The 14,487-nt window shown below is 72.5% G+C and carries 7 protein-coding genes and 1 rRNA gene; 2 read left to right on the forward strand and 6 right to left on the reverse strand.

What is annotated here, in order from left to right; all coding sequences use genetic code 11:
- Positions 1-22: 22 nt before the first annotated feature.
- The 4 genes from ACFXOZ_RS34295 to ACFXOZ_RS34310 form a co-directional block, all read right to left on the reverse strand.
- Positions 23-883, reverse strand: coding sequence for a helix-turn-helix domain-containing protein (locus tag ACFXOZ_RS34295; protein WP_380529440.1), 861 nt, complete (start codon positions 881-883; stop codon positions 23-25).
- 319 nt (positions 884-1,202) lie between these two features.
- Positions 1,203-3,902 carry a DNA translocase FtsK gene (locus tag ACFXOZ_RS34300; protein ID WP_380529438.1) on the reverse strand — a complete coding sequence of 900 codons (2,700 nt, stop codon included), beginning with the start codon at positions 3,900-3,902 and terminating at the stop codon, positions 1,203-1,205.
- 147 nt (positions 3,903-4,049) lie between these two features.
- On the reverse strand, positions 4,050-4,685 hold the full coding sequence (locus ACFXOZ_RS34305; RefSeq protein WP_375889428.1) for a response regulator: 636 nt from the start codon (positions 4,683-4,685) through the stop codon (positions 4,050-4,052).
- Between the two features lie 297 nt (positions 4,686-4,982).
- Entirely contained in the window at positions 4,983-9,503 is a 4,521-nt protein-coding gene (locus ACFXOZ_RS34310) for a HAMP domain-containing protein (protein WP_380529450.1), read from the reverse strand.
- A 586-nt stretch (positions 9,504-10,089) separates the two neighbouring features.
- Here ACFXOZ_RS34310 and ACFXOZ_RS34315 point away from each other — a divergent pair.
- Positions 10,090-12,651 (forward strand): SpoIIE family protein phosphatase, encoded by a 2,562-nt coding sequence (locus ACFXOZ_RS34315; protein ID WP_380593819.1) that lies wholly within the window; start codon positions 10,090-10,092, stop codon positions 12,649-12,651.
- Positions 12,652-12,918: 267 nt separating this feature from the next.
- On the forward strand, positions 12,919-13,482 hold the full coding sequence (locus ACFXOZ_RS34320; RefSeq protein WP_375897104.1) for a GPR1/FUN34/YaaH family transporter: 564 nt from the start codon (positions 12,919-12,921) through the stop codon (positions 13,480-13,482).
- A gap of 11 nt (positions 13,483-13,493) precedes the next feature.
- Here the strand turns inward: ACFXOZ_RS34320 and ACFXOZ_RS34325 are convergent, their stop codons facing one another.
- Positions 13,494-14,339: a phosphatase PAP2 family protein gene (locus tag ACFXOZ_RS34325; RefSeq protein ID WP_375897102.1), complete on the reverse strand. Its 846-nt coding sequence runs from the start codon at positions 14,337-14,339 to the stop codon at positions 13,494-13,496.
- A 61-nt stretch (positions 14,340-14,400) separates the two neighbouring features.
- Positions 14,401-14,487 (reverse strand): 5S ribosomal RNA (gene rrf / locus ACFXOZ_RS34330); the annotation flags it as partial.

A 14,487-nucleotide genomic window follows, 5' to 3' on the forward strand; every position in this document is an offset into this window, starting at 1 on the left:
CGGCCCTCGACGGGCCCTGTGGTCAGCCCGCCTGCGGGTCGCCGGGGGTGTACGTGACGTGCACCACCTGGCCGTCCTTGCCGAGGACGCCGAGGTCCTTGCCGTTGACGTACGCGTGCACGGCCCCGCCGTTGCCGAGCACCAGCTTGATCTGCTTGGGGTCGGTGAAGGTCTGGTCCTGGCCGTCGCTGATGTTGTTCTGGAACAGCGACTTGCCGCTGCCGTCCGTCGCGGAGACCCAGCTGGTGCCCTCGGCGACCAGCTTCACGGTGACCTTGTCGGCCGGGACGGCGGCGATCGCGGCGGCGCTCGGCGCGGGTGCCGGCGGCTGGACGGTCGGCGTGACCGGGGCGACCGAGCCGGTGCCGGAGCCGCTGGGCAGCGGCGCGCTGGCCGAGCCGGTGGTGCCGTGGCCGCTCTTGCCGCTGACCAGGTTGAAGCCGATCAGCGCGACCACCGCGACGATCGCGGCGACCATGGCGGCCGCCCAGTTCGGCCGGCTGCGGCCGGGGACCTTGATCGGGCCGCTGTCCATCAGCTGGGTGGCGGGGCGCTTGGAGGCCGGTGAGCCGCCGTGCGCGGCGTCGTAGCGGGCGACCAGGGCCTCGCCGTCCGCGCCGACCGCCTGGGCGATCGCGCGGATGTGCCCGCGGGCGTAGAAGTCGCCGCCGCAGCGGTCGAAGTCGTCCTCCTCGATGGCATGGACGATCGGCACCCTGACACGGGTGGCGGTACTCACCTGGTCCACCGTGAGTCCCGCCTCGATCCGGGCGGCGGACAGCACCCGGCCGATGCTCGGGGCATCGGCCGCCTGCACCACGTCGTCGGTCGGCTCGACGGACGACGGGGCGTTCTCGCGGTCGGAGGACTTGCCGATGGTCACGGGGCACGCCTTTCGAGCGGATGGCCACCTGCTGGAGAACAGTCTAGGGGCGTGGGTGGATCGTTTCTCAAGCGGAACGGGCCCGAATGCGCGTACCCGCCCCGGCCGGGCGCCGGCCCCCCGCTGAACGGTCGTCAGCGAGGGCGCGCCGGGAAGGCCGGAGTGCGCTTTCCGGCCAGTGACGCCGCGTACGCACATTCGGTTCCCCGCATCGCGCCTACCCTCCTCCGAACGAGTGAATCCACCCGGAGGGCACGATCCGTCAGCCCTGCGGGGCCGGTGCCCGGCCCCGCGGGCACGCCCGGCCCCACGGCCCCGCTCAGCCCCGCAGGATCACCAGCACGCCGTCCAGCTCGTCCGGCTTCACCAGCACGTCGCGGGCCTTGGAGCCCTCGCTCGGGCCGACGATCCCGCGCGACTCCATCAGGTCCATCAGCCGGCCCGCCTTGGCGAAGCCGACCCGGAGCTTGCGCTGGAGCATCGAGGTCGAGCCGAACTGGGTGGAGACCACCAGCTCGGCCGCCTGGATCAGCAGGTCCAGGTCGTCGCCGATCTCCTCGTCGATCTCCTTCCTGGGCCCGCCCCCGACCGTCACGTCGTCCCGGTAGACGGCGGTCAGCTGGTCCTTGCAGTGCTGCACCACCCGGGCGATCTCCGCCTCGGTGACGAACGCGCCCTGCATGCGGACCGGCTTGCTCGCGCCCATCGGGAGGAACAGCGCGTCGCCCTTGCCGATCAGCTTCTCCGCGCCGGGCTGGTCCAGGATGACCCGGGAGTCGGCCATCGCGGAGGTCGCGAAGGCCAGCCGGGACGGCACGTTGGCCTTGATCAGGCCGGTCACCACGTCCACCGAGGGCCGCTGGGTGGCGAGCACCAGGTGGATGCCGGCCGCCCGGGCCAGCTGGGTGATCCGGACCACCGAGTCCTCGACGTCGCGCGGCGCGACCATCATCAGGTCGGCCAGCTCGTCGACGATCACCAGCAGGTACGGGTACGGCCGCAGCTCCCGCTCGCTGCCCAGCGGCGGGGTGACCTTGCCGGCCTTCACCGCCGCGTTGAAGTCGTCCACGTGCCGGAAGCCGAAGGCCGCCAGGTCGTCGTAGCGCAGGTCCATCTCGCGCACCACCCACTGGAGGGCCTCGGCGGCCTTCTTGGGGTTGGTGATGATCGGCGTGATCAGGTGCGGGATGCCCTCGTACGCGGTCAGCTCGACCCGCTTGGGGTCGACCAGCACCATCCGCACCTCGTCCGGGGTGGCCCGGGCGAGGATCGAGGTGATCAGGCAGTTGATGCAGGAGGACTTGCCCGCACCGGTCGCGCCGGCCACCAGGATGTGCGGCATCTTGGCGAGGTTGGCCATCACGGTGTGGCCCTCGACGTCCTTGCCCATGCCGACGACCATCGGGTGGGTGTCCTCGGCGGCCGTACGCGAGCGCAGCAGGTCGCCGAGGTTGACCATCTCACGGTCCCGGTTGGGGATCTCGATGCCGACCGCGGACTTGCCCGGGATCGGGCTGATGATCCGCACGTCCGGGCTGGCCACCGCGTACGCGATGTTCTTGGCGAGCGCGGTGATCCGCTCCACCTTGACGGCCGGGCCGAGCTCGACCTCGTAGCGGGTGACCGTCGGGCCGCGGGTGAAGCCGGTGACCTTCGCGTCGACCTTGAACTCGGCGAAGGTGCCGGTGAGCTGGGCCACCACCTCGTCGTTGAGGGCGCTGCGGGCCTTGGCCGGGCCGCCGCGCTCCAGCAGGTCGAGCGAGGGCAGCGCGTAGGTGATCCCCTCGCCGAGCTGGAGCTGCTCCATCCGCACCGGCGCCGGGCCGTGTTCCGCGGGCGCCCCCGGGCCGCCGCTGCGGGCGGCCGGGACGGCGGGCTCCTCCGGCGCCGCGGTGAGGTCCTTGACCTGGTGCATCATGTCCGCCACGGCGGAGGAGGCGGGCACCCCGTAGACCAGGGCGCCGTCCAGGTCGGCGGCGGCGCCGGCGGCCAGGTCGCGGGTGGCGTACGGGTCCAGCGGCTCCTGGTCCGCCGGTTCCTTGTCCAGGGAGATGCGGCCGACGGCCTCCGGCTGCCCCTCGTCGTCCTCGGCGGACTGCTTGCGCCGACGGCGGCGGCGCCGGGCGGCCACCTCGTCGTGGGGGCCGTCACCGTCGGTGTCGACGGTGTAGGGCAGCGCCTCGGGGTCGGCGTCCTCCGGCGGATCGGTGGACGGCTCGTACCCCGGCGTGCGCCCCCAGCGCAGCTCGTCCTCGGGCCCCGGCTCGACCACGCCGAGCCGTATCCCGAGCCCGCGGACCCGCTCGCCGATCCGGTTGACCGGGGTGGCGGTGACCACCAGCAGGCCGAAGAAGGCCAGCAGCAGGAGCAGCGGCACGGCCAGGACCGCGCCGGCGGCGGCCATCATCGGGGTGGAGGCGGCCCAGCCGATGATCCCGCCGGCCGCCCTTATCCGGGAGGCGCCGCTGCCCATGGTGGGCGCGCCGCAGCCGATGTGGACCAGGCCGAGGACGCCGATCAGCAGGGTGCTCAGCCCGATCACGATCCGGCCGTTGGCCTCCGGCAGCTCCGGGTGGCGCCAGAGCCGGATGGCGATCCCGGCCAGCAGGAACGGCACCAGCACGTCGAGCCGCCCGAACAGCCCGGACACCACGGCGGTGGCCGCCCCGTTCAGCCAGCCCTCCGAGCTGAACCAGGTGCCGGCCGCGACCACCAGCGCCAGGCCGAACAGCAGCAGGCCGATGCCGTCCTTGCGGTGGTCCGGGTGAAGGTTCTTGGCGCCGTCGCCGAAGCCGCGGAAGATCGCGGCGATCGGGCTGGCGAGGGCGTTGAGGGCGCCCATCACGAACCCCCGGCGCGGCGGGGGCGGCGGGGCCGGCTTGGCCGCCGTCCTCTTCGCGGGGGCCCGGCGGGCGGCCGCCTTCTTGGCGGGCGGCTTGCCCGGGGCCTTGGCCGCGGCCTTCTTGGACGGTCCCGGACTCGGTTTGCGTGCGGCGTTTCCGGGCGTACGAGTGGCCATGGGTCAGCAGCCTACCGGGGAGGGGGACCAGCGCCCACGCGGCCGAGCCCGGGCACCGGGCCGTGTCGCAGACACACCGTCACGCTGACCCGGTTTCACCCAGGTGCAGCAGCAAACCACCCGGACGGGTGAACGTCCGGGGCCGACCTACGGCGTACCGGGGCGCATCGCGTCGAGGGCCCGGCGCAGTCCGGCGAGCTTGCGCTCCAGGTGCGCCGCGGTGGCAGCCACCCCGGCGTCCTCGGCCCCGTCCAGCTGCTTGCCCAGCGCCTCCGCCTGCTCCTCGACCGCCGCCAGCCGCGCGGACAGCTCGCCGAGCAGCGCCCCGCCCAGGGACGGCTCGCCGCCACCCGCCTCCAGCTGCAGCCGCAGCAGCGCGGCCTGCTCCTTCAACTGGCAGTTCTTGACGTACAGGTCGACGAAGACCGAGACCTTGGCGCGCAGCACCCACGGGTCGAAGGGCTTGGAGATGTAGTCCACCGCGCCGGCCGCGTAGCCGCGGAAGGTGTGGTGCGGGCCGTGGTTGATCGCGGTCAGGAAGATGATCGGGATGTCCCGGGTGCGCTCGCGGCGCTTGATGTGGGCGGCCGTCTCGAAGCCGTCCATCCCGGGCATCTGGACGTCCAGCAGGATCACCGCGAAGTCGTCCGTCAGCAGCGCCTTGAGCGCCTCCTCGCCGGAGGCGGCGCGGACCAGCGTCTGGTCCAGGGCGGAGAGGATCGCCTCCAGCGCCAGCAGGTTCTCCGGCCGGTCGTCGACCAGGAGGATCTTCGCCTTCTGCATCGGGGCTCGCCCTCCTGTCGCCTGCCTGCCGCCCGGTGCGGGCACTCGCGTACTGCCCACCGCTACCCCGGTCATGCTAGCCGCACCCCCTCGCCCGGCACATCGCTCCGTCGGGACCCGATCCGGAGCGGCGCACAGCCGGTGCTCCGGCGCACGCTCAGCAGCGTGTCGCCGTCCGGTCACTGTTCGCAACGCTCGGTGACCCTACCGGGTTCCCGGGCCGCTCCGCCAGCAAACCGGCCGAGCGGCAGGCGCGAACCCCGGGGCGGGCCCCGGGGTTCGCGCCAGGCGCCTCGCTCACGCGCGGTCGCCGTTCAGCCACTCCGACATCACCGACAGCAGGTGGTCGGTCTCCACCGGCTTGGTGATGTGGTCGGTGGCACCCGCCTCCAGGGACTTCTCCCGGTCGCCCTTCATCGCCTTGGCGGTCAGCGCGATGATCGGCAGGCCGGCGAACTGGGGCATCCGGCGGATCGCCTCGGTGGTCGCGTAGCCGTCCATCTCCGGCATCATGATGTCCATCAGGACCAGCGCCACGTTCTCGTGCTGCTCCAGCATCTCGATGCCCTCGCGGCCGTTCTCCGCGTACAGGACGGTCAGCCCGTACTGCTCCAGCACGCTGGTCAGGGCGAACACGTTGCGCACGTCGTCGTCCACGATCAGCACCTGCTGGCCGTCGAAGCGGGTGTCGGCGCGGACCGGCCGGGGCTGCTGCGCGGGCTCCACCGCCCGCGGCACCGCGGCGCTCTCCAGGGCGGCGCTGCGGCGGCGCTCCACCGCCCCGCGGCGGCGCTCCTCGGCCATCTCCCGGACCTCCTGGGCCCAGTGGTCGGCCGGGCTCTCGCCGACCGGCACCGGCAGGCCCACCGGGGTCACCCCGACCGAGGCGCGCAGCGCGGGCGGGTTCGCCGGGCCCGGGCGGTCCAGGAGCCGCTCGGCGGCGGCGTCCGGGGCCTCGGTGCGCAGCGGCAGGTAGAGCGTGAAGGTCGAGCCCTTGCCGAGCTCGCTCTCGGCGTGGATCTCGCCGCCGAGCAGCCGGGCGATCTCGCGGCTGATCGACAGCCCGAGGCCGGTGCCGGCGTACTTGCGGCTGATGGTGCCGTCGGCCTGCTTGAACGCCTCGAAGATCTCCCGCAGCTTGTTGCCGGGGATGCCGATGCCGGTGTCGGAGACCGAGAAGGCGATCAGCTCCTCGTCCGGGCCCTGGATCGAGCCGAACTCCAGCAGCCGCTCGCGCACGTGCTGGGGGACGTCCCGGCCGGCCGGGCTGATCGAGAAGTCGACGCCGCCGGTGTCGGTGAACTTGACGGCGTTGGAGATCAGGTTGCGCAGCACCTGCTGGAGCCGCTGCTCGTCGGTGTGCAGGGTGACCGGCAGGGCGGGCGAGACCCGGACCGCGAAGTCCAGGTTCTTGTCCAGGGCGACCGGCTGGAAGGTGGCCTCGACGTAGTCGACCAGCTGGACCAGGGCGATCCGGGCCGGGCGGACGTCCATCTTGCCGGCCTCGACCTTGGACAGGTCGAGGATGTCGTTGATCAGCTGGAGCAGGTCGGAGCCGGCGCCGTGGATGGTGTCGGCGAACTCGACCTGCTTGGGCGAGAGGTTGCCCTCGTTGTTGTCGGAGAGCAGCTTGGCCAGGATCAGCAGCGAGTTGAGCGGGGTGCGCAGCTCGTGCGACATGTTGGCGAGGAACTCGCTCTTGTACCGGGAGGCCAGGGCGAGCTGCTCGGCGCGCTCCTCCAGGACCTGCCGGGCCTCCTCGATCTCGCTGTTCTTGATCTCGATGTCGCGGTTCTGCTGGGCGAGTTGCTCGGCCTTCTCCTGCAACTCCTCATTGGTGCGCTCCAGTTCCTCCTGGCGCGCCTCCAACTCGGCGGACCGCATCGAGAGTTCGGCGGTGAGCCGCTGGGACTCCAGCAGCAGGCCCTCGGTCTTGGTGTTGACGCTGATGGTGTTGACGGTGACACCGATCAGGTCGGCGATCTGGTTGAGGAAGTCCAGCGCGACGGTGGTGAAGGAGCTGAACGTGGCCAGCTCGATCACGCCCAGCAGCCGGCCCTCGAACTGCACCGGCAGCACCACGATGTGGGCCGGCGAGGCCTCGCCGAGGCCGGAGGCGATCTTGAGGTATCCGGGCGGCGCCTCCTTGACGATGATCGCCCGCTTCTCCGTCGCGGCCTGGCCGATCAGCGACTCGCCCGGCCGGAAGGTGGTGGGCATCGCCCGCCGCTGGTAGCCGTAGCTGCCGATCAGGCGCAGCACGGTGTCGTTCTCGTCGTCGTCCTCGGTGATCAGTTCGGCGGTCCGCCCGGCCGGCTGGGCCAGGAAGAAGGCGCCGTGCTGGGCGGAGACCACCGGGGTCAGCTCGGTCATGATCAGCGAGGCGACGGCCTCCAGGTCCCGGCGGCCCTGGAGCAGGCCGGAGATCCGGGCCAGGTTGGTCTTGAGCCAGTCCTGCTCCTGGTTGGTCCGGGTGGTCTCGCGCAGGTTGGCGATCATCTGGTTGATGTTGTCCTTGAGCTCGTCGAGCTCACCGGCGGCGTCCACGTCGATCCGCAGGCTCAGGTCGCCCCTGGTCACCGCGGTGGCGACCTGGGCGATCGCGCGCACCTGCCGGGTCAGGTTGTTGGCCAGCTCGTTCACCGACTCGGTGAGGTCCTGCCAGGTGCCGTCCACCCCGGGCACCCGGGCCTGGCCGCCGAGCCGCCCGTCGGTGCCCACCTCGCGGGCGACCCGGGTGACCTCGTCGGCGAAGGCGGAGAGCTGGTCGACCATGGTGTTGATGTTGGTCTTGAGCTGGAGGATCTCGCCGCGCGCGTCCACGTCGATCTTCTGCGAGAGGTCGCCGCGGGCGACCGCGGTGATCACCAGCGCGATGTTGCGGACCTGGCCGGTGAGGTTGTTGGCCATCTGGTTGACGTTGTCGGTCAGGTCCTTCCAGATGCCGGCCACGCCCGGCACGCTCGCCTGACCGCCCAGGGTGCCGTCGGTGCCCACCTCACGGGCCACCCGGGTCACCTCGACCGCGAACGCGGACAGCTGGTCGACCATGGTGTTCAGCGTCCCGGCGAGCGTCGCGATCTCGCCCTGGGCGTCGATGGTGATCTTCTTGGAGAGGTCGCCGCGGGCCACCGCGGAGGCGACCTCGGCGATGTTGCGGACCTGTCCGGTCAGGTTCGACGCCATGAAGTTGACGTTGTCGGTCAGGTCCTTCCAGATGCCCGACACCCCGCGCACCCGGGCCTGGCCGCCCAGGATGCCCTCGGTGCCCACCTCGCGGGCGACCCGGGTCACCTCGTCGGCGAAGGCGGACAGCTGGTCGACCATGGTGTTGACGGTGGTCACCAGCTCCAGGATCTCGCCCCGGGCGTCGACGGTGATCTTCTTCGACACGTCGCCGCGGGCCACCGCCGTGGTCACCTCGGCGATGTTGCGCACCTGGTTGGTCAGGTTGTTGGCCATCAGGTTGACGCTGTTGGTCAGGTCCTTCCACGTCCCGGACACCCCGGGCACGCTGGCCTGGCCGCCGAGGATGCCCTCGGTGCCCACGTCCCGGGCGACGCGGGTGACCTCGTCGGCGAAGGCCGAGAGCTGGTCGACCATGGTGTTGATGGTGTTCTTCAACTCCAGGATCTCGCCCCGGGCGTCCACCTGGATCTTCTGCGACAGGTCGCCCTTGGCGACCGCCGTCGTCACCTGGGCGATGTTGCGCACCTGATCGGTGAGGTTGTTCGCCATGAAGTTGACGTTGTCGGTCAGATCCCGCCACACCCCGGCCGCCCAGGGCACCTGGGCCTGCCCGCCGAGCCGCCCCTCGGTGCCCACCTGGCGGGCCACCCTGGTCACCTGTTCGGCGAAGCCGGAGAGCTGGTCCACCATCGTGTTGATGGTGTTCTTGAGCTCCAGCATCTCGCCGCGCGCGTCCACCTCGATCTTCTGCGAGAGGTCCCCGCGCGCCACCGCCGTGGTCACCTGGGCGATGTTGCGCACCTGGCCGGTCAGGTTGTCGGCCATGAAGTTCACCGAGTCGGTCAGCTCGCGCCACACCCCGGCCACGCCCGGCACCTGCGCCTGACCGCCCAGCCGGCCCTCGGTGCCGACGTCCCTGGCCACCGTCGTCACCTGGGCGGCGAAGCCGTTCAGCTGGTCCACCATCGTGTTGACGGTGTTCTTCAACTCCAGCATCTCGCCGGCCACGTCGACGGTCACCTTGCGGGACAGGTCGCCCTTGGCCACCGCCGTGGTCACCTGGGCGATGTTGCGCACCTGCGCGGTCAGCCGCCCGGCCATGGTGTTGACCGAGTCCGCCAGGTCCTTCCAACTGCCCGACACGCTGCGGACCTTGGCCTGCCCGCCGAGCTTGCCCTCGGTGCCCACCTCGCGGGCCACCCGGGTCACCTCGTCGGTGAACTCGGAGAGCTGGTCCACCAGCCCGTTGACCGTCCGGCCGATCCTCAGGTACTCGCCGCGCAACGGGTGGCTCACCCCGTTGCTGTGCAGCGAGCGCAGCTCCATCTTCTGGTCCAGGTCGCCCTCGGCGATCGAGGTCAGCACCCGGCCCACCTCGGCCATCGGCCGGGCCAGGTCGTCGATCAGCGCGTTGCAGTTGTCGACCGCCGCCATCCAGGCGCCCTCGCCCGCACCGGTCTCCAGCCGCTCGTTCAGCCGGCCCTCGCGGCCCACCGCCCGCCGCACCCGGGCCAGTTCACCGGTCAGGTGCTGGTTGCGCTCGGCGACCTCGTTGAACACCGCGGCGATCTCCGCCAACGGCCCGTCGCCCGGCACCGTCAGCCGGCGGCGGAAGTTCCCGTCCCGCATCGCGGTGAGCGCGGCCAGCAGCTTGCGCAGCTCGGCGGGCTCCGCGCCGCGGCTGTGGCCCGCTCGCCGGCCGGCCGCGATCCGCGGCGCGGCCCCGGCCCGCCCGCCGCGCGGAGCCTGCGGCGTCGTACCGGTGGCGTCCTTGGTGGCGTCCTTGGTGGCCGAACTCAACGGGCCCCTCCCACATCGTGTGTACTGTCCGGTGACCGCCGCGCCGGAACGGCACGGGACCGGGCACCGGCCCGGCTGGGCTGCGTACCGGCCGGACCTCACGGCCCACCGGCACCCACACGACCGTACTGCTCCCACCGGCCGTCGCGGACCCCCCAGTCTGGCAGCACCGGCGCCGGGTATACGGCTGGTTGCCCACGGTTGTCCCCGCACCGTCCGAAACAGGTGGGCAGAATCACCCTCCGGTGCCTGTTTCGCCGCCCCGCCCCCACGGGGAACCAAGCGGAAAGTAGGGTGGAGCGCTGCACCGGGCCACGACCCGACCCGACGACGCCGCCCACCCGACGGCCCGCCCGGGAAGGTCGGCACGAGCCCCGGACAGTCAGGGCCAGAGCAGCAGAGGAGAAGTGGCAACGTGGTCACCGCGCGCGCAGCCGCCACCTTCGACCCCGACGGCCGGTCCGCGGCCGCCGCCAGGGGCTTCGTCCGGGACGCGCTGCTCGGCTGGGGCCTGCCCGAGGTCGTCGACGACGCCGTCGTGCTGGTCAGCGAGCTGGTCACCAACGCCGTCGTGCACGCCGGCACCGCAGCCGAGGTGTGCTGCCTGCGCGAGGAGGAGAGCGTCCGGATCGAGGTCACCGACCACCACCCCGAGCGCGGCCTGCCCTCGCTCGGCGACGGCCCGGTGTCCGCCTCCGAGCGCTTCGCCGACCCCGACGGCGAGGGCGGCCGCGGCCTGCTGATGTGCTCCGCCCTCGCCGAACGCTGGGGCGTCGAGTACGCGGCCGGGCAGAAGACCGTCTGGTTCCGGCTCGCCCTGCCCGCCCACGTGGCCGGCACCCGCTACGCCGTCCCCGCCACCCCCGGCAGCGACCTGCCCAGCAGCCCCGGGCCGGTGCACGTCGCCGTCGTCCAACTCGACGAGGACGGCCGCGTCCTGGCCTGGAACCCGGACGCCGAATCCCTCTTCCACTACCCCGCCGCCACCGTGCTGGGCCGCCCCTGGGCCGACCTCGCGGTCTGGCCGCAGTCCCCCGGCCGCGGCCTCGGCCTCACCGACACCCTCCGGCTGGCCCGCTGGGAGGGCGACTACGGCGTACGCCGGGCCGACGGCGAGGAGGTCGAGGTCTACGGCGTCCAGGTGCGCGTGCGCGACACCGAGGGCGTCGCCTCCACCCTCTGCCTGCTCGTCCTCGAACCCGACCGCGCCGTCCTGCGCTCCCCCGCCCGCGCCCTGCCCGGCGAGCGCCCCGACCAGACCGGTCCCCGGCTCGACCTGCTGGCCGGCCCGGTCGCCACCGACGACCTCGAAACCCTCCTCCAGCGCACCGTCGAACGCGCCCGCGACCTGCTCGACGCGGACGCCGCCTACCTGCTGCTCACCACCGACGACGAGGCCGAGTTCGAGGTCCGCGCCGCCACCGGCCTGACCACCGGGCATCGCCGGCACACCCGCTTCCCGGTGGGCAGCGGCAACCGCTACGACTCCGCCCGGCTGCCCACCGTCCACGAGGACCTCGCCGCCCGCCCCACCGGCCTGCCCCTGCTCACCGGCAGCGGCATGCGCTCCCTGGTCACCGTCCCGCTCAAGGTCGAGGGCCGCCTGATCGGCTCGCTCGGCATCGCCACCGCCGCCCCCGGCCGCTACGACAACGAGGACGCGCTGCGCCTCCAGTTCGCCGCCGACCGGGTCGCCCTGGCCGTCGAGAGCACCCGGCTGACCGAGCTCGAACGGCTGCGCCGCGGCTCGCTCTCCTTCCTCGTCGAAGCCTCCGACCTGCTGGCCGGCACCCTCGAACACGAGCAGACCCTGGCGCTGATGGCCCAGATGGCCGTCCCCACCCTCGCCTCCTGGTGCGCCGTCTACACCAACGGCGACCACAGCTCCTCGGCCGGCCTCGCCTTCGTCCTGCACGAGGACGAGGACCGGATCGACCCCCTGCGCGACCTCCTCGACAAGACCCCCGCCCCCGAGGCCGGGCCCACCCACGGCGTCCGCTTCTGGACCGCGCCCACCGAGACCGCCGGAGCCCGCGGCCTCACCGACAGCCCCGAACTCGCCGGCCTGCTCGGCGAGACCGTCGTCCTTCCGCTGACCGCCCGCAACCGGGTGATCGGCCTGCTCGCCCTCGGCGTCCCGGCCGGCGTGCGGTTCCGGCAGGAGATCCTCGAACTCGCCGAGGACCTCTCCCGCCGGGCCGCCCTGGCCCTCGACAACTCCCGCCTCTACTCCGAGCGCACCGCGACCAGCCAGGCCCTGCAGCGCAGCCTGCTCCCGCCGGACCTGCCCGAGATCCCGGGCGTCGAGGTGGACGTCTACTACCAGGCCGCCGGCGAGGGCAACGAGGTCGGCGGCGACTTCTACGACCTGTTCACCATCCGCGAGGGCACCTACGGCTTCGCCATCGGCGACGTCTGCGGCACCGGCCCCGAGGCCGCCTCCGTCACCGGCCTGGCCCGGCACTCGCTGCGCCTGCTCGCCCGCGAGGGCCTGGACGCCCCGCAGGTGCTGCGCCGGCTCAACGCGGCCATCCTGGACGAGGGCGCGCGCAGCCGCTTCCTCACCCTGCTCTACGGCGAGTTGACGCCCCGCCCGGACGGCAGCACCGAACTGTCCCTGGTCTGCGCCGGCCACCCGCTGCCGCTGCGGCTGCGCACCGACGGCCAGGTCGACCGGGCCGCCACCCCGCAGCCGCTGCTCGGTGTCATGGAGGACCTCGAACTCACCGCCGAGCACCTGGTGCTGGCGCCCGGCGAGGTCCTGCTCTGCGTCACCGACGGCGTCACCGAACGCCGCGAAGGCCGGCGGATGCTCGGCGACGACGGCCTCGCCGAGGTGCTCACCGGCTGCACCGGACTGACCGCCGGCGCGGTCGCCATGCGGGTGCAGCGCGCGGTCGAGCGCTTCGCCCCCGAGCCGCCGTCCGACGACATGGCGATCCTGACGCTCCGGGTTCCGACCCGGCGCCAGACCTGAGCGTTCCCCGGCTGACATCGTCACAAATTGTTATCTTCACAAGGGTACAAGCGAGCGGGGCCGGGTAAACCGATCTCGCCGGGGAATCCCCCGGCGGGGACGTGACCAGCGGCTCTCCGCAGGCCCGTCGCTTCTGACCTCACTTCTGACCGCAGCCCGCGCACGCTCACAGCCGTGCGCCCTCGGCGCGGTCGCGCGCATCCACTCATCGGAACGACACCAAGCGTCACTGCGCCCTGCGCGCGCCCAGAGTGAAAGGAGCCTCCGGTGAGCAACGACGCTACCGGGGCAACGAACGCCCGCTCCACCGGAGCCGACGCGGGTAACCTCGGCTACCTCGCCCTCGGCCTGACACTGCTCGCCTACGGTCTGCTCTCCACCGGGATCCTGCACGGCACCGGTGTCGGGGACGCGGCCCACCTCGCCCACCTGCTCGGCGGCGTCACCCTCTTCATCGCGGGCCTCTGGCAGCTCCGCGGCGGCGAGGGCTTCACCGGGACCGCCTTCACCAGCCTCGGCGCCTTCTGGGCGACCTGGTCGGTGGCCGGCGGCGCGAGCAAGAACGCCGCCGGTCTGTTCCTGCTGCTGTGGGCCCTGCTCGCCCTCAGCCTCACCGCCGCCAGCTGGGGCGCGGGCCTGTTCAGCCGCGCCGTCTACGGCCTGTTCACCGTCTCCCTCGTGCTGGACGCCATCGCCGTCCTCGGCGGCTACAGCGGCCTCGGCAAGGCCGCCGGCTGGGTCGCGGCCGTCTCCGGGGCCATCGCCTGGTACTGGGCCACCTCCCGCCTGAGCAACGGCTCCTGGGGGAAGGTCGCCCTGCCGGTCAAGTGACCTGCCGGGGCTCAACCGACCTGCTGGGGCCGCTCCTCGGCACCGGCCCGGGGCCGGGTCTCCGTCTCGACGGGGACCCGGCCCCGTCGCCGTGCCGCCAACGCCAGGACGGCGTAGGCGAACAGCAGGATGGCGACGGCGACGATGCCGTCCGCCCAGAAGTGGTTGGCCGTCACCACGACCACCGCGACCGTCAGCAGCGGGTGCAGCACCACCACCCAGCGGAACGGGCTCGGCGACACCCGCACCACCGCGACCGCCGCCAGCACGCACCAGGCGACGTGCACCGACGGCATCGCCGACAGCTGGTCCGCCACCACCACCCCGCCGACCGCGCCGCCGTACACCGACTGCCCGTACTCCGCGGCCACGTCCACGAAGCCGCTCTGCGGCAGCATCCGCGGCGGTGCCACCGGGATGAACTGCACCAGCAGGCAGACCGCCGTGGTGATGACCACCGTGTTGCGCACCCACGCGTAGCGCTCCCGGTGCCGCAGGAAGACCCAGAGCAGCACACCGAGCATGACGGCGAAGTGCATCACCGCGTAGTAGTAGTTCGCCAGCCGCACCAGCACCGGGTACGGCGTGACCGCCGCCTGCCAGGAGGCCTCGTCCGGCAGGCCGATCGCCTGCTCGGTCCGGTGGATCCAGCCCGCCCGGTCCAACGCGTGATCGGCACTCATCACCGACAGGTGCCCGACCAGCTGCCAGAGCGCGAACAGCGCCAGCAGCGTGCCGGCCTCCCGCAGCAGCGCCGACGCCCCCGGTTTCCGGACCCTCGCAGCGGCGTACGCGCCTCCGTAGAGGACGACGGCGGCACCCCCGGCGGTCTGCCAGGTCAGGGTCAGGTTCTGCATTGGCAGAGGGTAACGCAAAAAGACCCCCTCCCGAATGGGAGGGGGTCTTTTTGGAATGATTGTTCGGCGGCGTCCTACTCTCCCACAGGGTCCCCCCTGCAGTACCATCGGCGCTGTGAGGCTTAGCTTCCGGGTTCGGAATGTAACC

Origin of the sequence: Kitasatospora sp. NPDC059160 (assembly GCF_042755465.1) — a bacterium.
Lineage (GTDB): Bacteria > Actinomycetota > Actinomycetes > Streptomycetales > Streptomycetaceae > Kitasatospora.